The 19603-nt window shown below is 45.9% G+C and carries 16 protein-coding genes; 14 read left to right on the top strand and 2 right to left on the bottom strand.

Annotation, left to right across the window (positions count from 1 at the left end; translation table 11 throughout):
* Nucleotides 1–276: 276 nt before the first annotated feature.
* A complete protein-coding gene (locus PP178_RS04385; RefSeq protein ID WP_272593092.1) occupies nt 277–966 on the top strand; it encodes a hypothetical protein in 690 nt (229 codons plus the stop codon).
* A gap of 41 nt (nt 967–1007) precedes the next feature.
* On the opposite strand, the gene PP178_RS04390 is transcribed toward PP178_RS04385, so the two are convergent.
* Entirely contained in the window at nt 1008–1430 is a 423-nt protein-coding gene (locus PP178_RS04390; protein ID WP_272593093.1) for a DoxX family protein, read from the bottom strand.
* 208 nt (nt 1431–1638) lie between these two features.
* On the opposite strand from PP178_RS04390, the gene PP178_RS04395 reads away from it, so the two are divergent.
* From PP178_RS04395 to PP178_RS04415, 5 genes are all read left to right on the top strand, one after another.
* On the top strand, nt 1639–3108 hold the full coding sequence (locus PP178_RS04395) for a DUF5687 family protein (RefSeq protein ID WP_272593094.1): 1470 nt from the start codon (nt 1639–1641) through the stop codon (nt 3106–3108).
* Nucleotides 3109–3139: 31 nt separating this feature from the next.
* The gene (locus tag PP178_RS04400; RefSeq protein WP_272593095.1) at nt 3140–3856 is read left to right on the top strand and encodes an ABC transporter ATP-binding protein; all 717 of its coding nucleotides are present in this window, start codon (nt 3140–3142) and stop codon (nt 3854–3856) included.
* A 171-nt stretch (nt 3857–4027) separates the two neighbouring features.
* A complete protein-coding gene (locus PP178_RS04405; RefSeq protein ID WP_272593096.1) occupies nt 4028–4540 on the top strand; it encodes a nuclear transport factor 2 family protein in 513 nt (170 codons plus the stop codon).
* A gap of 185 nt (nt 4541–4725) precedes the next feature.
* Nucleotides 4726–5190: a BLUF domain-containing protein gene (locus PP178_RS04410; protein ID WP_272593097.1), complete on the top strand. Its 465-nt coding sequence runs from the start codon at nt 4726–4728 to the stop codon at nt 5188–5190.
* A 65-nt stretch (nt 5191–5255) separates the two neighbouring features.
* Complete coding sequence (locus PP178_RS04415) at nt 5256–5909, top strand: hypothetical protein (protein ID WP_272593098.1); 654 nt, start codon at nt 5256–5258, stop codon at nt 5907–5909.
* On the opposite strand, the gene PP178_RS04420 is transcribed toward PP178_RS04415, so the two are convergent.
* Nucleotides 5896–6486, bottom strand: a complete 591-nt coding sequence (locus PP178_RS04420) for a TlpA family protein disulfide reductase (RefSeq protein WP_272593099.1) — start codon at nt 6484–6486, stop codon at nt 5896–5898. The genes PP178_RS04415 and PP178_RS04420 overlap by 14 nt on opposite strands.
* 111 nt (nt 6487–6597) lie before the next feature.
* On the opposite strand from PP178_RS04420, the gene PP178_RS04425 reads away from it, so the two are divergent.
* From PP178_RS04425 to PP178_RS04460, 8 genes are all read left to right on the top strand, one after another.
* Nucleotides 6598–7011: an HYC_CC_PP family protein gene (locus PP178_RS04425; RefSeq protein WP_272593100.1), complete on the top strand. Its 414-nt coding sequence runs from the start codon at nt 6598–6600 to the stop codon at nt 7009–7011.
* A 53-nt stretch (nt 7012–7064) separates the two neighbouring features.
* The gene (locus PP178_RS04430) at nt 7065–7829 is read left to right on the top strand and encodes a hypothetical protein (protein ID WP_272593101.1); all 765 of its coding nucleotides are present in this window, start codon (nt 7065–7067) and stop codon (nt 7827–7829) included.
* A gap of 35 nt (nt 7830–7864) precedes the next feature.
* Entirely contained in the window at nt 7865–8509 is a 645-nt protein-coding gene (locus PP178_RS04435) for a heavy-metal-associated domain-containing protein (protein WP_272593102.1), read from the top strand.
* Nucleotides 8510–8559: 50 nt separating this feature from the next.
* On the top strand, nt 8560–9375 hold the full coding sequence (locus PP178_RS04440) for an NHL repeat-containing protein (RefSeq protein ID WP_272593103.1): 816 nt from the start codon (nt 8560–8562) through the stop codon (nt 9373–9375).
* Nucleotides 9376–9389: 14 nt separating this feature from the next.
* Entirely contained in the window at nt 9390–11888 is a 2499-nt protein-coding gene (locus PP178_RS04445) for a heavy metal translocating P-type ATPase (RefSeq protein WP_272593104.1), read from the top strand.
* A gap of 147 nt (nt 11889–12035) precedes the next feature.
* Nucleotides 12036–14798 (top strand): helix-turn-helix and ligand-binding sensor domain-containing protein, encoded by a 2763-nt coding sequence (locus PP178_RS04450; RefSeq protein WP_272593105.1) that lies wholly within the window; start codon nt 12036–12038, stop codon nt 14796–14798.
* A 241-nt stretch (nt 14799–15039) separates the two neighbouring features.
* Nucleotides 15040–18042 carry a SusC/RagA family TonB-linked outer membrane protein gene (locus tag PP178_RS04455; protein WP_272593106.1) on the top strand — a complete coding sequence of 1001 codons (3003 nt, stop codon included), beginning with the start codon at nt 15040–15042 and terminating at the stop codon, nt 18040–18042.
* A gap of 12 nt (nt 18043–18054) precedes the next feature.
* Nucleotides 18055–19593, top strand: a complete 1539-nt coding sequence (locus PP178_RS04460; protein ID WP_272593107.1) for a RagB/SusD family nutrient uptake outer membrane protein — start codon at nt 18055–18057, stop codon at nt 19591–19593.
* Nucleotides 19594–19603 lie beyond the last annotated feature (10 nt).

Below are 19603 nucleotides of genomic sequence, written 5' to 3' on the forward strand. Positions count from 1 at the left end.
TTCTATAGGGTTATACGCTCTAGCTAACTTGAAAGTTGTTCGGACCCCCCGTTTTTCGATGAACTGCCTAATCCCAACTAAGTTTTTCTACTCTTCCGTACAAAATGTTCAATATAAGGTTGACATTGTTCATTGTAGCTCCCTTGGGATATAATCTCTATAAACTTCCTATCATGGAAAAACTTAGTTTTTGCCCTTTTCTACTGTCTCTTCTGACAGGCAGGCACCCAAGAGCATTTATTTACATTCGAATATCGAAGTGTACCCGCAGAAGAGATGAAGACATTTATAGGAAACGAGGCTATGTACCGGGGTAAGATCCATGGAAACCTTTTAAAAAAAAGGAATATTACCGGTTGGAGTATGTGTACACGAGTCAACGGTCTGGAATCGGAACCAAATATTTATTCCTGCTACGGGATAGCAAGTTATGACAACCTCGACAAAATTGGGGAACGCTGGGCAGCTGCGAGGGACGAGGTGCGTGCAACAATGAGTAAAGAACATTTAGACGACATAGATCAGCGCATAAAGCAAAAGAAATTTCGCGTTGGCGAGGTGTTATTGAACCGGGCATCAATGGCTTCTACTGAAAATTCCGAATGGAATTACCTGGTTCATAATTATACCAATGCTACGGATGTAAATGTATTCTTGACTGCCCAAGACCAATATTTTAAACCCCATTTTGAAAAACATATGAAAGCCGGCAACACCAAACAAGTATTATGGTTGACAGCTATGGTGTTAAGTCCACAGGGTTATGGGTATAATTGGAATTCTTACACCGTTGACGGCTTTGTAAAGTACAGCGATATTTTTAATGCCTGGACTTCAGATGTTGAGTGGCCGCAGGAAGGTTTGGAAGCCGTCTCTAAGACCATGAAGAACGAACAATTCTATAAACGAGTCATCTGGCAACGCAAAATGTGGCTCGATGAACAAGGAAAATTGATGACCAATTGAGAAATAGAACCTCCTGCCTGACAGGAGGTTTTTTATATTATCTATTTCTGCATCTTCAGGTAGTAATCGGCTGAATGCTTGCCACTCCCGTAAAACAGGAAGAACACACATACGATCATGACCACGCTTGCCAGTAACAGGTTAGAAACATTCATCGTCCCGAAGAAATTCACCAGGATGGCACCCGCCAGTATAGGAAACTGCGTAAGGACGGACCAGCGCGTAAACAGCCCGAGAATGATCAGTAAACCGCCCACAAAATGCGCGGCTACGACGTAGTGAATGATCAGCCAACTACCCGGCATGGCCTGGAAAGGCTGCATTACTTCGATAAATTGTACAGGATTAGACATAAAAAGTGTGCCCTTGATCAGCAGGAAAACGCCCAGGGCTATCCGTAACAGGTCTAAGGCGTAATAAGTATGGGCATTGGCCCATTTGTTCAGTGTCTTTACTCGTCCCATGTTGTGAGGTTTTATGGTTTATAGGCTATATTAAGATACTCATTTCCAGCAATATAATCGATATTTCGCTTGATATTTAACGAGTTCTTGGGCGCTGTCCTGCATTCAAATGGCAGGGGTTGGCTAGGGGCTGGCGTAAAAACTGGGATTTATATGTAACAAATTCTATCTTAGGGCAACCAATAGCACAAACCAACAGACCAGCCCGGTGTTCAGACATTTCATAAGCCTTCAACGGAAATCATTCTTTCGCTCCTCCAGTTTTGGTAAAAGCCTTGCAGTAAAGATCCTGATGGGGTTCTTTGCCATTTATATGCTGGTATCTTTCCTTGGACTGGGTGTAGCGGCATTTTTTATACTTGAAAAACAATTTCCGGGTTCGGATCCCCTGCTCATCCTCTCGGAGTACCTGGTTTATTGGGTAACGGCAGAACTATTTATGAGGTATATGCTTCAGAAACTGCCATTTATGGATGTGAAGCCTCTATTAACCCTTCCCATCTCTAAAAAGAGTATCATCCATTTCCTCCTCGGGAAGACGGCCTTCAGTTTTTATAATTTTCTCAGCCTGGTATTTTTTATTCCTTTCGCCGGGGTATTGATCTCCAAGGGATACCCGGCACTACAGGTACTGACTTTTGTCCTGGCCATGGCATTTATTGCCCAGGTACTCAATTACCTTAACTTCCTGGTGAATAAAAACGAAAAGGTTTTAATTAGTCTGGCTGTGCTCCTGGCCCTCTTGACCGGGATCGAATATTTTGAGCTGTGGCCGATTACCGCGTATTCCGGCCGTGTTTTTTATAGTTTTTATTTGTATCCTTTCGCGTTCCTGGTCCCTGCGGGCCTGTTAGTCGTCCTCTATATCATCAATTATCAACAGTTAATACAACAATTGTACTTAGATGTTGCGGTAAAAAAGAAGACCCGGGCAGCAACGGCCTACGACCTCGGCTGGACACGGAGATTGGGATCTCTCGGTCCCTTTGTGCGATTAGACCTACGGCTCATTTGGCGGAATAAACGGACTAGGACCCAGGCTTTTATATCCCTGGCCATGGTGTTGTATGGTTTAATTTTTTATGGGATGGATGATTTTGGCAGTGCCTCGGCCATGTTCGTTTTTGTAGGAATCTTTATCACCGGGATATTTATGGTGAATTTTGGCCAATTCATCCCCGCCTGGGACAGCGAGTACTACTGCATGATGATGGCCCAGAATATACCCTTGCGACAGTACCTGGAGTCTAAAGCCGTACTCATATCGGCCAGCATAACCATTATGTTCCTGCTCAGTATCCCATACCTCTACTTTGGTTGGGAGGCCCTGGCGATCAATGCTGCCTGTGCGTTGTATAACCTTGGAATCAACACCCCATTGGTACTCTATTTTGGGTCCTTTAATAAAAAACGTATAGACTTAACGAAAAGTCCTGTTGGAAACATGCAGGGGACCAGCGCAACACAGTTCCTCATCATATTGCCATTGATGGTAGTGCCCATCCTGCTATATCTTGGAATCAAATTCTTTTTCAGTTTTGAACTGGCCCTTGCCATTCTGGCCTTGATGGGCGTTCTGGGCTTTGCTCTCCGGACTTACGCAATGGAGTTTGTAACCGACGCTTACCGCAAAAGAAAGTATTCTATGGTAGCAGGCTTTGCAGAACGCAATAATTAGGTGCTGAATAATACCGATAAACCGAAATACCATGATCAGAACTCACGAACTCAGCAAAAAATACAATAACCAGCTTGTGTTAAAGCTGCAGGAACTGGAAATTCCCAAAGGGCAGAGTTTTGGCCTGGTGGGTAACAACGGGGCCGGGAAAACCACATTCTTCAGCTTGCTCCTTGACCTGATCAAACCCAGTACCGGCTATGTGACCAATGGAGATGTTCGGGTGGATGCCAGCGAGGCCTGGAAGCCCTATACGTCTTCATTTATCGATGAATCCTTTTTGATCGGCTACCTTACTCCGGAAGAATACTTTTACTTCATTGGGGAGCTGAGAGGCAGGAACAAGTCGGACGTAGACTCCCTGCTCGCAAACTATGGGGATTTCTTTCACGGGGAGATCCTCGGGCAGAAGAAATACCTGCGCGACCTTTCTAAAGGAAACCAGAAAAAGGTCGGGATCGTGGCCTCTTTTATTGGTGACCCGGAAGTGGTCATTCTTGACGAGCCCTTTGCTAACCTGGACCCAACTACACAGATCAGGCTTAAGCAGATCATTAAGGATCTCGCTGCGCAAAAGGGAGTTACTGTGTTAATCTCCAGTCATGACCTTATCCATGTGACCGAGGTCTGTGAGCGGATCGTAGTCCTTCAGAAAGGAGAAATTATTAAGGACATCAGAACTTCGGATGCCACATTGAAAGAATTAGAACATTTCTTCTCCGGTGAAGCCACCCCTGCACGCCCCTAAAGCGTGGACATTATATTAAAGAGGATTCTTCCCGGGAAGGAAGTAGCACGATAAATACCTTGATAGCTTCGGACAAAATTCCACAGTGTTCGTCCCATAGTAATTCTATCGGCCGTTTCTTTTGAGTAAACTGCTTGTTCTATGCGAACAATTACCTTAAAAAGAAGAAACATGAGAGCATTATTTTTATCACTGTTACTAGCCTGTTTATTGTTTTCCTGCGAGGAGAAAAAGGAAGAGTCGACCATGGAAACGCCTAAGGAAGACCCGGCCATGGAACAATTCCGAACCAATGTGGAAACGACCAAAAAGATGATCGATGCCTTTATCGAAGAGGATACTACGGCCATGGCCATGTATGTGACCGATGACTTTATCTGGTCTCCTCCCAGCGTGGGAAGGGATTCACTGTCTCGATCAGAATGGATCAGCAGTATGCAGTCTTTTATGGACAGTTATGACGAGATTACCCTCACCGATCCCCAGTTTTATGCCGGGCTGTCCGAGGAACAGCAGCCGAATGGGGATGTTCGCGCCTATGGGCTGTGGAAGTCTAAATTTGCTGAAAGCGGAAAAAACCAGATGTTAAAGTGGTACGCGGTTTTCTTTTTTAATGAAGAGGGAAAGATTGTACACCAGGCCGAATGGTATGACACAGCAGACCTGACACGGGAAATAGAATAAGAGAAAACAATTTTTTTGGGCATCCATCCACCGGTTTATTTGAACTAGCTGGCGGATGGATGCTTTTTGTTTAATCAGGTTCAATTTTTGGATAAACGCCACATGAGCATTAAGCTCCGGTATTACAGGCTTTTGTTGGATGTTTCGATGATAAACGAGACATTTGTGCTTTTAAACAATAATGCATGATCGAATTGACATACCGTTCTAAAGCTCTAGAATCTCTTGATTACGACGACATTGACACCATCCTGAGCACGGCGAGAAAATTTAACGCCGAACATGATATAACGGGCTGCCTGATCTACCACAGGGATCATTTTGTACAGGTTCTGGAAGGCCCGGAGGAAGAAGTACTTTCGTTGTACGAGAATATTGCTAAAGATAGCAGGCATCAGAACGTGGAGGTAATTTCTAAAGGAAGTAAACAAAATAGAAATTTCGCCTCCTGGAGTATGGCATTTCAGACCTTGGTCAATGGACCCATAGATAATGATCTCCTGGAATTATTTGAAGAGAACCTGATCACCATGGCCAAATTCTCTGACCGTAGCTCGGATGCGGTAAATGTCTTCTGGGCAACAGTTTCAGAAATGATGACTTGCAGGCAACCTGCAACTGCAAGTGGTCAGAAGCTAAGGAAAGGGTAAGCCTTGGGAAATTCTTATCTTTACTTGGCGTTGGGGAATTGTTAATCCCAGAAGTCACTCTGATCATGAATATGCCATCACCTTACCGGTTTTTTCTTTTATTGATAATTATATCAGCTCTTCTTTTCCAGGGATGTGGTTCTGCAACTGCACCTCACCAAAGAGAATATAAAAAGATTTGGAAGGAGATTGTAAGTTCCCCGGAATGGGAAGAGTCCATAGCGATCAGCGATTCCATAGAAGCCGCTGAAGGCAGGGCAGGATATCCTAAAACCAGGAAAGAATTACGAGTCGCTAAGGCTGACGGCACCCCTGTGATGGACCCGGATTTTGTGGAGAAATATCATTCCTGGGTATCCCAGGCCTATTTCAAGATCATACAGGAAGCCTCCAGGGCTGATAAGCATATAGAGGGCTCTTATCTGCAATTACTTGCAGAGAGCGAATCGGGAAACAGCGCTGTGAGTGATGAAGAACTGGCTATGGCCAAGGAGCGTTACCAGGTTCACCGCCGTATGCTGGAAGGGTTAAAGAGCTGGAGAGCTTTTGAGAAAGATGGCTCGGACGACTTGGATTTTTTCAACGCCGAATACGTTATGGAAGCCTACCGTATGCACAAAAATGGTCTGGGAGAAGACAGCATCATCAGTTTTCTTATGGTGAAACTAGCCGATCTGTACCATTTGGAGGGAACGGAAGGCCGGTTCAGCGAAGATTGAGCAAGAATTGCCGGAATTCTTCGCTGTTATAATCGTACATATCCCGTGTTTTATATGCTAATTTACCTTCGGAATCTATAACAAAAGTTGTGGGCAGGGTTTTCGCTTCGTAGAAGTCGGGTAATTCACCCTCTACGGTGTAGATCTTAAAACCGTATCCTTTTCGTTTAACAAATTGCTTTGCCCTTTCAAAATCCTCATCCACGGACACCATCATCATTTCAACTTCTCCTTCCGGGAGTTTCTTATGTAAGGCGTCAATTCCTGGCATTTCGGCAATACAGGGAGGACACCAGCTGGCCCATACATTGATAAATATAACCTTACCCTTATAATCTGAAAGTGAAACGGGATTCCCTTGGGTATCCCTGAGTTCAAGGCTAAAATCGGCCATTTCGGTTTCTGTTCCCTCTTCCGCAGGTACATCCACCTGGTTAGGGGTTATTATCCCGCGCGCCAGCAAGCTCCGGTGTGCCATACTGAGCATCTTCATGGGAAGACCACTTAGTAATAAGGCAATGGATAAGAGGACGAGCAGTCCGATAAGGTATTTATAGGGTGTTGCTATTTTTTTCATAGAGCAATCAGATTGGGTGGGCACAAATTTCTATTCAACACTGCAATATCTTGTTTAAACTTTTGTTAATATATACTTATAATCCTGCAGTTTCGTAATTTCGCGGATTAAATGAAGACAATCATACATAAACTATCCGCCCTGGGATTAGCCTTGATGGTGTTGTTCTCTACCTTTTCTTTTACGGTAGATTTGCACTACTGCGGGGATCATCTTATGGATGTCGCATTTATGGAACCGACGGAAGCCTGTTCTATGGATTACGATATGCAAATACCTACGGGCGATTGTATGATAGGCGGTACTTGTTGCTCGGACCTGGCCCTGGTGCAGGACGCTCCCGAAGTGATCAACAATGGCCCTGATCTTCAGTTCTTGCAATCTGCCGAGATGCTGGTTGTTTTTTACCAATTACCCCAATTGGCAACAGATGAGCAAGAAACAGTTCATGACCGTATTCAGAGATATAAGCCGCCTGGCCGGGCAGCAGACTTACAGCTGTTGTTCCAGACCTTCCTGATTTGATTTATGATTATTACCTCGTCGTAAGTACAGTAATAGCATAAATTAAAATTCACATGAAAAAACTATTTTTTATTGCACTTCTATGCATAGGCTGCAGCGCCCTTGCACAGGGTCCGCCAATTACCGCAGATAACCCTATTATGCTGGGCGGTAAAAGTTTTACCACTAAGACCTTAATGGAGATTCGGAATACCGAAAGAGGGACGGCTTTTTATGCCCCCCTTATGCTTCATTACCTACCCACGGCCAATAGCTTGCTTGCTATCCACCTACCCTATATGAGCTATAATTTTGAAGATATAGGATCGGGTAATGGGTTGGCAGATATTAAGCTGCTGGGGAAATACCAGTTCCTCCGGAAAGATGCGATGGGGAAGACTTTTAGGATGGTGCTAAAGACTAAGCAGAGCCTGCCAACCGGCAAGGAAATCGATGTCATGGGTATGAGCACCGGGATGTATGAAGGATATTACGGCATTATTTCAGGATATGAGACCCTGAAATATGGAATTTCAACCGAAATCGGGTATAGCATGATGCCGGGGGGAACCATGGATGCTTTTGAAACACATCTGGGATTCGGCTTACCGCTTTTAAAGCCACAGTACCCCAATAAGCAGATCAACCTGTATTTTGAGTATGCAAGTGTTTGGTTGCACGAACGTGACTGGTACCAATTGCTTTACGCCCAGGGAATACAATATGCCGCTAAGACCATTACCATTGACCTGGCATTGCAATTACCACTAGTACAAGATATGCCGGAAGACAGGGCATTTAATTACAGTATCCTGATGGGTACCCGTTATACATTTTAAACAAAAATTACATAAACATTTTAAATACATTCTAGATGAAAAATTTGATAGCAATTCTAATGATAACCTTCGCAGGTCTGTCCACAATTCAGGCCCAGCAGGGTATGGACAAGTTCCAGGTACAGGTAGACGGTTTAGGTTGTCCTTTCTGTGCATACGGCCTGGAAAAGAAATTCAAGGAATTTAAAGGGATTAAAGACGTAGCCATCGACATTGAGACAGGCGATTTCACCTTTTCATACCCTGCAGAAAAGGCCTTAAGCCTGGAAGCTGTGGAGAAGCAGGTAGAGAAAGCGGGTTATACGCCAATCGCAGGGGGTGTGACAAGGAGTGACGGGACCATAGAGGCACTGCACGGTAAAAAGAACCCAGTTGTTGCCAATAACACCAAAACGGTCAAGGGTAAAACAATGGTTTCCGGTAATTGCAGTATGTGCCAGGCGCGTATTGAAAAAGCCGCAATGGACCAGGTGGGTGTTCAGGATGCGACCTGGGATAAGAATACTAAGATACTGGAAGTGCAGTATGATGAAACGATGACCTCGATCCAAGCGGTTGAAGAAGCAATTGCCAGGGTGGGCCACGATACGGAACACCACAAAGCGCATGAGGAAGCTTATGAAAACTTACCAGGATGCTGCCAGTATGAAAGGATAGAATCCAAGAAACAAAATAAGTAAACCCCCAATGGGCACGGTATGTACCGTGCCCTTTATTTTACACTAATATTATGCATAGAGTAATATACCTGGTTGCGTTCACCCTGTTGTTCGTGGCCTGTAAAGAAGAGGAAAAAGAAACTTCCTGGACATTTTCGGAAACTATTGGTCTTAAGGCTATTAATCCAATAGGGCTCACCAGTACTGATGAAGGAATTTGGTTGAGTGATGGTGACCGGAATCGCCTGGTGTTGGTAGACGGGGATGGTAAAGTGGTCTCGGCAGTGGATTCATTAGACAGGCCTATGCATATAGCCAGCCAGGACAACAAGATTTACGTGCCTACTTATGGAAACGATCAGTTGTTGAAAATTGAAAATGGCCTGGCAGAGCAAATTGCCATTGCTGATTCATTGGATGCCCCGGCTGGTATTGATATTCGGGGGGATGAGCTCGCGATAGCCGATTTTTATAACCACCGGATATTATATTCAGATAATGGGAAAGATTTTATTTCCTTCGGCCAGCAAGGGAAAAAAGACGGTCAGTTCTACTATCCTACAGACGTTCAGATCACGGATGATGAGATCTGGGTAGCGGATGCTTATAATAATCGTGTTCAAATATTCGATAAATCAGGTAACTTTAAGAAGATTATTGGATCTGATGCCAAAATGAACGCCGCCACAGGGATCTTTGTCACGGAAACGGAAGTGATGGTCACTGATTTTGAGTCAGAAAGAGTCTTGGTTTTTGACCATGATGGAAACCTGAAACAAGAATTGAGGCAAGGGGTGACCAAGCCTACTGATGTTATCATATACATGGGCGACCTCTATATTGCCAATTACCGCAACGGTAGTATGGTGGTGTACAAACGAGGTTAAAAAAAATCGGGGAAATGCAGCATACCTACCATGTTCAAGGAATGAGTTGCTCGGGCTGCCAGCAGCACGTAAAATCCATCTTGGAAAAGGTTGATGGGGTTGATTCAGTTTCAGTAGACCTGGCAAATGCCACGGCTACCATAGAAATGTCGTCCCACATTCCTTTTGAACGATTGGAAAAAGAATTTCTAGAAGATGGCGGGCATTATTCTATCCATATGCCGGGCGACAGGCCGGTAAAAAAGAAGGTTGATCAACCTACGGAAAGCTCGGGTAAGTATTACTGCCCTATGCGGTGCGAAGGAGATAGGACCTACGAGAAACCCGGGGACTGCCCGGTTTGCGGGATGGACCTGGTACCCGAACCTGGATCGGAACAAGTCCGGAAAGAGCAATACACCTGCCCCATGCACCCTGAGGTGGTCCGTGATGAGCCCGGTGCCTGTCCTATTTGCGGAATGGACCTGGTCTCAAAGCAGCCGGACGAGCCTGCAGAAGACAAGCAATACAAGAAACTTCTTCATAAGCTCTGGTGGGCAATTGCTTTTACCTTGCCCATATTTATTATAGCGATGTCCGATATGATCCCTGGTCGCCCGCTCCTGGATGTGGCCCCCATGAAGACTTGGAACTGGATACAGCTCGTACTTTCTATTCCGGTGGTGTTTTACGCTACATGGATGTTCTTTGAAAGAGCTTTCCGCTCTGTAAGAACCTGGAACCTGAATATGTTTACCCTTATCGGCATAGGCGCAGGGGTGGCCTGGATATTCAGCCTTGTTGGTCTTATCGTTCCCGACCTATTCCCCCAGCAGTTCAGGGATAGCGAAGGTAACGTACATGTCTATTTTGAAGCCGCGACCGTGATCCTGACCCTGGTACTGCTTGGGCAGGTACTTGAGGCCAGGGCGCATAAGAAGACCAATGCCGCAGTTAAAGCACTTTTAGAATTGGCTCCTAACAAGGCGATAAGGGTAAAAGATGGAGAGGAAGAAATAATACCGATAGATGAAATAAAAGTAGGCGACTTTCTAAGGGTGAAACCGGGAGAAAAAATTCCGGTTGATGGTATTTTATCGGAAGGAGAGACAACGATAGACGAATCCATGATCACCGGGGAGCCTATGCCGGTGAATAAAGAAGTCGGCGATGCCGTTAAGGCAGGAACCATTAATGGGAATCAAGCCTTTTTGATGGAAGCCGAAAAAGTAGGGGCAGACACCCTCTTGTCACAGATCATACAGATGGTTAGCGAAGCGAGCAGGAGCAAAGCCCCGATCCAGAACCTTGCAGACCGGGTAGCCGCTTATTTCGTGCCTGCGGTCGTGATCATTTCGGTGCTTACGTTTATAGCGTGGGCCGCCTGGGGACCGGAGCCAGCATATGTATACGGCCTGGTCAACGCCATAGCCGTGTTGATTATCGCATGTCCCTGTGCACTTGGCCTGGCCACTCCTATGAGTATTATGGTAGGTGTCGGTAAAGGAGCCCAGAACGGGGTGCTGATCAAAAATGCAGAAGCCCTGGAAGAGCTCAATAAAGTAGACACTTTGATCGTTGACAAAACGGGGACCCTGACCGAAGGTAAACCCGTAGTGGAGCATGTAACAACAGTTGATGGGGTAGAAGAAAGCGAACTTATAAAGCTAGTGGCAGCTGTAAACCAAAACAGTGAGCACCCTTTGGCTGCCGCCACGGTAGAGTACGCGTCCGGGAAAGGACTGCAGTGGCAAAAAGCGAGCGAATTCCGTGCTGTTACCGGGAAAGGAGTTCAGGCCAAGGTTTCGGGGAGTGCCGTGGCCATAGGTAATGACAAAATGATGCAGCTGGTTAAAAGCAGTATCACTGAACAACTCCAATCGGAGGCTGAAGCACTGCAATCCAAAGGGAAAACCGTTTCCTATATCGCTAGAGATGCTGAGGTTATCGGACTGATCGGCATCGGGGACCGGATAAAAGAAAGCTCAGGGGAAGCGATTCATACACTACAACAGAAAGGGATAAAAGTGATCATGTTTACCGGGGACAATGAAAAGACGGCCAAAGCTGTAGCCGTCCAGCTTAAGTTGGATGATCTTAAAGCCGGGATGCTTCCAGAAGATAAACGAAATGAGGTTAAGGCCCTGCAGGATAAAGGCCGGATAGTCGCCATGGCAGGCGACGGCATCAATGATGCACCTGCCCTTGCCCAGAGCAATGTAGGCATCGCCATGGGTACCGGTACTGATGTGGCCATAGAGAGTGCCGGCATCACACTTGTAAAAGGTGATTTGGACGGAATTGTAAAAGCCAGGATCCTTAGTGAAAAGGTGCTGAAAAATATTAAACAGAACCTGTTCTTTGCATTGGCCTATAATTCTTTTGGGGTGCCTGTAGCAGCGGGAATATTATACCCTTTCTTTGGTCTTTTGCTTTCACCCATGATCGCTGCTGCGGCTATGAGCTTTAGCTCAGTTTCTGTGATTACCAACGCCCTCCGATTGCGATCTTCAAAACTGGGACATTCAGCATAGGCAGATAAGGAACCATGACGTGCATATAGAACAGCTTTGATTTGAGATATACAGAATGCAGGCATTCGTCAGGAACGTAAATAGGAGAATAGGCCTGCCGAATTTTGTATCTTGGTGCCGAATGTATTTCTCCATACTCCAGTGTTTATGCAGCTAAGGACAATTCTTTCCTTTAGTACTCTAATGGTCTGTCTTCCGCTTTCCCTTTTTTCACAGCGATTGGTGCCGCCAATAGAAAATTTCAGACCCTTTCAGTATGCTGCGGCCAGTAAGAACTGGGATATCAGCAGCAATTCTGCCGGGGAGATATTTATCGCCAATAACAGCGGTCTACTGCATTATAACGGGGAATCATGGAGGCTTAATAAACTACCCAACAGCACCATTGTTCGATCTGTGGCTACCCAGGGCAACCGGATTTATACTGGGTCCTATGAAGAATTCGGTTTTTGGCAAGGGAATGATACCGGACAACTGGAATATACTTCGCTGACGCACTTGATTAAGGATCACACCTTTACCAGTGAAGAGTTCTGGGAAATTTTACCGATGAAAGACCGTATTGCCTTTAGGTCTTTTTCCACTTTATATGTGTATACAAAAGATGAAATTACGGTAATAGAACTGCCTTTCTTTGTATCGGATATCATACAATTTGAGGGGCGTTTATTGATCGCATCAAGTTATTCCGGACTCTATGAGCTAGTTGATGATAAGGCTGTAGCCCTTGTTACGGGCCAGGACTGGGCGACTACCACCATTACCGATATGGCTGTAACCCCCTCCGGCCTTATGCTTGGAACAAAGCTGCGTGGATGTTTTTTACTAGAAGGGAATAAGTTGACACCCTGGAATGGTAGTATCTCGCCATCACTGAAGATACATCAGCTCAACAAAATGATCTCCCTAGAAAACGGGGATATGGTTTTCGGAACTATCAAAAATGGGGTTTATCTCTACGATTGGCATAAAGATAATTACACCGTGATTAATAAAGAGGTGGGGCTGCAGAACAATACTGTGCTTGGCTTGTTGCAGTACCGCGATCAACTATGGGTAGGGGAGGATATTGGTGTAGACAGGATTCAACTGCAAAGCCCGTTATTATTTTATACAGATACTTCCGGCGCCTTAGGTTCTGTGTATGACGTAGCGCGGCAGGATAGCACCTTGTACCTGGGCAGTAATACCGGGGTCTTTTATTTTGAAAAGGATGATTTAAAATTTATTGAAGGGTCGCAGGGCCATGTCTGGGACCTGCAACAGTTCGGGAACGATCTTTTAAGTGGCCATAATATGGGCACTTACCGGGTATCCCCGGCTTCGTTTGAAAGTATTTCAAAGATTACGGGCGGGTATGATATGGTCCGTATACCGGAAAGGGAGAAAAGTTATATACAAGGCACATATACCGGCCTTGCATACTTTGAAAAAACGGAAGACAATTCCTGGTTGGTAAAGCAGGTACTGGGGATAGACTTCCCTGTAAGATATCTTTGTTTTGAGGACGAGTATACCATTTGGGTGGCACATGCCTATAAAGGGATTTATCGCGTTGTGCTGGATGAGAGTTTTAGCAAAGTTCTCTCACTTCGTAGTATTGACACGGAGGAGATGCCCAACCAATACAACGTTAAACTATACAATATAAAGAACCAGATCATACTTCAGAGCAAGGGTGATTGGTATAAATACGAACCTATATCCGGGAAGATCGTAGCGTTTGAACAGTTTGAAAATTACAGTGGTCATAGCTTGCTGTACCAGGAGAAGGATGCCTATTGGTTCAGCCAGCACGAGGCAGGGGCAAAAGTCACCTATACCGATCTCAACACCATAACCACACTTTTAGATTACGGCCCCTTGGTAAGAAGGCTGGTGCCAGAAGCTGAAAATATGGTCAAAAAGAATGATTCAGTCTACTTGATCACCCTTACAGACGGATACGCAGAACTCAATCTGCAAAAAATGATCTCCCAGCTTGGATCTTATGCTGTCCCCCCGCCGGTTTTAACCGGCATCTCGGACAAGGAAAAAGCGTTGGCAATAACCAATGCAGGCTGGGAGTTGTCTTATTATCCTTCCAGGGAAATCCAGTTTCATGTTTCTTCACCCGGAACACTAAAAGCGGATTATGTTTTTGAGCTGGAAGGTCCGTCCGCGCAGCAATCAAAAGTTAACGACGGAATAATCTTATTCCAGAACCTCAGTCCTGGGGATTACCGCTTATCTGTGCGTACCCTCGGTATGGCAAACAGGTTTTCTGAACCCCTAGAACTGAATTTCAGCATCAATCCGCCTTGGTACTTATCCTGGTGGGGTTACATTTTGTACTTCGCAATATTACTGCTTATCATTTTTGCAGTTAGGCAGTACAACCGGAATAAGCTGGAAAGAAAACAACGCTTACTTAAAGACCACTTACATCGCGAACAGGAAAAATTAAAGGCCCTGGAAGAAAAGGATAAGTTAGCCGATGAAGTTAAGAGTAAGCAAAAAGAGCTCGCTCGTAGTACAATGAATGTGGCTAAAAAGAATAAACTGATCCTGGAACTCAAAAACCTGCTGTATATGAATAAGAGTAAGTTTGAGAACCAACAACGCTACCGATCATACATGAAAAAACTGGATAGCGCAATTAAGGATGATGAGGATTGGCAACGATTTGAAGTTAACTTCAAAGAACTGCATAATGATTTCTTCGAATTATTACTGGCACGTTACCCTAAACTGACTCCCAAGGATCTCAAATTGTGTGCCTACCTTAAAATGAATCTCAGCACAAAAGAGATAGCTCCGCTTATGGGGATAACGATAAGGGGCGTGGAGATCCATCGATACCGTTTGCGGAAGAAATTAGGCCTGGACAGCCAGGTGAATATCTCTAATTTCCTGATTACTCTGAAGTAGTCCCTACTAAAAAGAATTCTGTTAAACGCCTCATTATTAGCAGAGACCACATTACATCACTACTACATCACTCTGTTAAAATTCAGTGGTACGAAACCGTTTTCGAAGCCCGTAATTAGTGTATTCCCTGCTGTTAAAGCCTGCAATTATCCTGATGTAGTAGTTATGTAGTCACCTCCCACCCTTTGAAGGGCCGCCTATTGCTATATTCGTATTTATCTAACTCAATTATTGAACAATTATGAATAAGCAAAGCAAATTTTTGCTGATCTGCCTACTGATGGTACAGTTGGTGCTGCATGCACAACAGGATATCACAGTATCGGGTTCAGTGTCGGACACTGGCGGACAGCCCCTTCCAGGAGCAAGTGTCATTGTTAAAGGAACTTCGACAGGAACACAAACAGACTTTGATGGAAACTACACCTTATCGGGTGTTCCTGCCAGCGGAACCTTAGTAGTATCCTACCTGGGCTTCAGTAGTAAGGAGGTCCCGGTTAATGGGCAAGAGACCATTGCTATAAGTCTGCAGGAAGATGCCGAGGCCTTGGATGAGGTAGTCGTTGTGGGCTATGGCGAGATTAAGTCCAAAGATCTTACATCCGCGATCACCACCGTAAAAGCTGAAGAATTAGAGGCCACACCAACCGGTCAGGCCATGCAGGCCCTGCAGGGAAAAGTGGCCGGTCTGCAGGTGGTAAGTAACGGTAGTCCCGGAGCTTCCCCCACCGTACGTGTACGGGGAATCGGTTCGTACAACACAGGGGCTTCTGGTCCGCTATACGTGGTGGACGGGGCGTTCTTTGATGACATCGACTTTCTTAACCCCTCGGATATAGCAACGGTATCTATACTGAAGGATGCTTCGGCGGCTGCCATCTACGGGGTGCGTGCTGCCAACGGAGTTGTACTTATAGAAACCAAGTCGGGAAGCCGAAACCAGAAACCGGAGATCACTTATGATGGATACACCGGCTACCAGGTAGCACAGAATGTGCTAAAAGTGGCTAATGCGGAGCAGTTCACGACCATTGCGCTCGAATCCGGTTCTGCACCCGATGCCCAGTTTATCCTGAACGCCATGCAGCGCTATGGCCGAAGCCGTATCAACCCTAATGTTCCGGCAGTTAATACCGATTGGTATGACGAGATCCTGCGAGTAGCACCAATACAGAACCACAGCTTTGGGGTTACCGGTGGGGGAGAAAACGCCAGTTATTCTATTGGGGCCAACTACTTTGCCCAGGAAGGTTTATTAAAGATGAAGAATGAATACGAGCGATTTAACCTGAGAAGTAAAATTGATTTCCAGGTTACTAATCGCTTCAGGATTGGGGCTAATGCAGTGCTGAGTAATGCTTCCCGTTTTGATCCCGAGAATTCGGCCTGGAGGCAGGCGTATTACGCGGTACCCATTTTGCCGGTATTGGATCCTTCCAATACAGATGCAGAACCTATTCCTTATGCCAATGCCCAGGACCTAGGATACCGTGGAGGACAGAACCCTTTTCCCACATTGGAATTTAGCGAGAATCGTTCCAAGATCCGCAACGTAGTGGCCAATTTCTATGCAGAAGTAGACCTGGTACCGCAGCACCTGGTATTTAAAACAGCCTACAATCATAACTTTGAAACCATAGACACCCGCGAAGTGAGACTTCCTTACTTTATCGGCAATAATTTTCAGCGGGAAGATGCCTCACTTTTTAAAAGAAATATCACCATCTCTAACCAGATTTGGGATAATACCTTAACTTATAGTGACAATTTTGGAAAGCATAATGTAACCCTTCTAGGAGGAACCTCGTTCAGGGATGAGGCGGTAGACCTTATCCAGGCAAGGGGACTTAATTTCCCACTCAGCGGTGAGGAAGCTTACTTTATTGACCAGGCACAGACCATTGTAGAGGAAGATGTGCGTGATGGGGGCGTCAGGGAATACGGATTCTCTGCTTTTTCCAGGGTTTCCTATAACTATGACGGACGCTACCTCTTGTACGGAACCTTCAGAGCTGATGGTACCAATAAGTACCAGGAAAAATGGGGCTATTTCCCCACCATCGGTGCGGGCTGGGTAGTTTCTGAAGAATCATTTCTGAATGATAACAGCTTCATCAATTTCCTGAAACTCCGCGGTAGCTGGGGTAAACTGGGGAATGACAAAGTTCCGTCCAGTGAAGGTTCTATCACCTCGGCGGTAGTCACGACTGCTTTAGGCGATACCCGCTACAGCGGGGTGCTGACCAACAGTGATTTTACCTCTTTAAAATGGGAGGTCACCGAGGAGATCAATGTGGGTATGTCTGCAGTGATCCTGGACAACCTGTCCATAGAGGCCGATTATTATGTTCGAGATACCGAAGACGCGGTCATTCCTGTGTTGCGCCCGCTGATCCCGGGAGCGATCCGGAGAAATGTCGGAGAGATCCGAAACAGTGGATTGGAATTGGCGCTAAGCTGGAATAAAAGGGTATCTGAAGATTTCAGCTACCAGGTAGCGGCCAACTTTGCTACCCTGGACAACGAGGTGCTTGCCCTTGGAGGACAGGAGTTTTTAGATGCCGGATCGGCAGAATTTCGCCAGCGATCTATTATCGGAGGCCCTATCTTCGGGTTCTACGGCAGAGAAGTGGTGGGAGTATACCAGAACGACGCTGAGGTTCAGGCAGACCCGGTAGCGGTTGCCAATAACCTGCAGCCCGGGGATTTCAAATACAGGGACCTCAATGGGGATGGTGATATCACTGATGACGACCGTACCGTTATAGGTTCATTCCTGCCAACCTATTCCTTTGGGTTCAACTTCGGACTCAATTATAAAGGCTGGGATTTTTCAGCAAGTGCACTGGGGCAGGGCGGAAATAAGATCCTGAACCGTAAGCGTGGCGAAGTGATATTTACGAATGACACTAATGTGGACCGCGACTTTGCCATCAACAGGTGGCACGGGGAAGGAACAACGAATTCATACCCCTCTGCTGCAGGTATCCGGAAAGGTTGGAACCAGCGCCTCAGTACGTATTACGTGGAGGACGGTGATTTCTTCAGGATTCAGAACATCACCCTGGGGTACACCATTGAAGCACAGAAGGGGTTACCGGAAACAAGGGTTTACCTTACTGCAGAGAAACCGTTAACGGTCTTTGATTATAACGGCTTTAATCCCGAGGTGGCCGATGGTATCGATAATCAAACTTATCCTATCCCGGCGGTATATACCATGGGAGTGAATATTAAAATCTAAAAAAAATTGATCATGAAAATAATAAACAACATTAAGGTGCCCGCACTGCTACTCTTGCTAGGAGTTGTGGTTATGGGATGCACGGACAAGCTCGATGAGCCCCAGCTGAACAATAATTTTGCGGGGGGAACCGACTTCACGAAAACTGAAGATATGGGACTGTCCCTGGTGGGGGCTTATGCCGCATTCCAGTCCAGGGGCTGGGAACAGCCACTATTATTGGCTGTTCGTGGTGACGACGTTAATGCGGGCGGACTGGGTGACCAGCAGGATTATGCTGAGACCGATCTGTACAATTACAATAAGGATTACTGGATGTACAACTCCCTTTGGGAAAATATGTACGTAGACATCATTTCTACCCATACCGCCATGGAGCAGATTGCCCGCTACCAGGAAGTTGCGGATGAACGCGGGAAAGCTTTGGGAGACCAGTATATCGCTGAGGCCAAGGTATTACGTGCCATGATGCTTTTGCAGTTATCCCAGACCTGGGGAGATGTATTTATTCCTACTTCATCAGATACAGGGGAACTTAAAGACCTGGAAGAGGTACCGTCTAAAGCAGAAGTGATGCAACACATCTCTGAGCAGATGGACGAAGCCATTCCTTTCCTAGTGGATATGCATCCTAACCAAAGGGTGGATTTTCCGGGAGGCGCCACGGTTTACACGGCCTTAGCCATAAAAGCCCTGGCCAACCAGGAACTGGAGAATTACAACGCAGTGGCCGAGGCAACCGGAAGGATCATCAATTCCGGCCTCTTTAACCTTTACCCTGATTATTACGAGTTATTTAAAACTCCCGGGAAATTGAGTGATGAAAGCATACTGGACCTTCAATATTCAGATTTCGGCCAGGGGGAAGGTGATCGCGAAGCACACCTTTATGCCCCATACGGACCACAGAACTGGACTCCGGCCGTTGAAGGCGCTGCCAGTGGGTGGGGGTTCTTTGAACCGAGTATGAAATTTATCAAATTTATGTTAGACCGGGGTGAGACGGTAAGATTAGAGACCAGTGTATTATTCACTGATAGAGGGATTGCAGAAATACAGCAAGACCCGGCTTACAGCACACTTCCTGCATTTGTGTCGAACACCACCCGTGACGGGGATGTGATCAATGATTATGCAAGGGCCTTATTTGCCAGCGGGAAGCATTACCTGCCTTCTAACCAGTTAATACCGGGGAGAACCTCTTACGGCAGTAACAAGAATTTCAATGTCATCCGTTATGCGGAGATCTTATTGATGTATGCAGAGGCCGTAGTACAAGGAGGGACCCCTTCTGCTATGAGTGCAGACCAGGCTGTAAACCAGGTGCGTTCCAGGGCAGGGATGCCTGCCATTTCAGGAGTTACCCTGGACCAGGTGATCGCGGAGAAATTTGCAGAGCTGGGTATGGAATGGGGGAAACGCTATTTTGATCTCATTCGTTTAGAGCGCTATAGCGATCTAAATTACGATGGACGCACTTTCAGCGAAAGCAAGACCTACCTGCCTTACCCACAAGCCCAGGTTGACCAGTTCCCCATACTAACTAACTAGAAATACAGCA

Origin of the sequence: Zeaxanthinibacter sp. PT1, assembly GCF_028464225.1 — a bacterium.
GTDB lineage: Bacteria > Bacteroidota > Bacteroidia > Flavobacteriales > Flavobacteriaceae > Zeaxanthinibacter.

Bases quoted from the DNA above. Each gene is read 5' to 3' on its own strand.
- PP178_RS04385 (WP_272593092.1), top strand. From the start codon at position 277: ATGAAGACATTTATAGGAAACGAGGCTATGTACCGGGGTAAGATCCAT.
- PP178_RS04390 (WP_272593093.1), bottom strand. From the start codon at position 1,430: ATGGGACGAGTAAAGACACTGAACAAATGGGCCAATGCCCATACTTAT.
- PP178_RS04400 (WP_272593095.1), top strand. From the start codon at position 3,140: ATGATCAGAACTCACGAACTCAGCAAAAAATACAATAACCAGCTTGTG.
- PP178_RS04405 (WP_272593096.1), top strand. From the start codon at position 4,028: ATGAGAGCATTATTTTTATCACTGTTACTAGCCTGTTTATTGTTTTCC.
- PP178_RS04410 (WP_272593097.1), top strand. From the start codon at position 4,726: ATGATCGAATTGACATACCGTTCTAAAGCTCTAGAATCTCTTGATTAC.
- PP178_RS04415 (WP_272593098.1), top strand. From the start codon at position 5,256: ATGAATATGCCATCACCTTACCGGTTTTTTCTTTTATTGATAATTATA.
- PP178_RS04420 (WP_272593099.1), bottom strand. From the start codon at position 6,486: ATGAAAAAAATAGCAACACCCTATAAATACCTTATCGGACTGCTCGTC.
- PP178_RS04425 (WP_272593100.1), top strand. From the start codon at position 6,598: ATGAAGACAATCATACATAAACTATCCGCCCTGGGATTAGCCTTGATG.
- PP178_RS04430 (WP_272593101.1), top strand. From the start codon at position 7,065: ATGAAAAAACTATTTTTTATTGCACTTCTATGCATAGGCTGCAGCGCC.
- PP178_RS04435 (WP_272593102.1), top strand. From the start codon at position 7,865: ATGAAAAATTTGATAGCAATTCTAATGATAACCTTCGCAGGTCTGTCC.
- PP178_RS04440 (WP_272593103.1), top strand. From the start codon at position 8,560: ATGCATAGAGTAATATACCTGGTTGCGTTCACCCTGTTGTTCGTGGCC.
- PP178_RS04445 (WP_272593104.1), top strand. From the start codon at position 9,390: ATGCAGCATACCTACCATGTTCAAGGAATGAGTTGCTCGGGCTGCCAG.
- PP178_RS04450 (WP_272593105.1), top strand. From the start codon at position 12,036: ATGCAGCTAAGGACAATTCTTTCCTTTAGTACTCTAATGGTCTGTCTT.
- PP178_RS04455 (WP_272593106.1), top strand. From the start codon at position 15,040: ATGAATAAGCAAAGCAAATTTTTGCTGATCTGCCTACTGATGGTACAG.
- PP178_RS04460 (WP_272593107.1), top strand. From the start codon at position 18,055: ATGAAAATAATAAACAACATTAAGGTGCCCGCACTGCTACTCTTGCTA.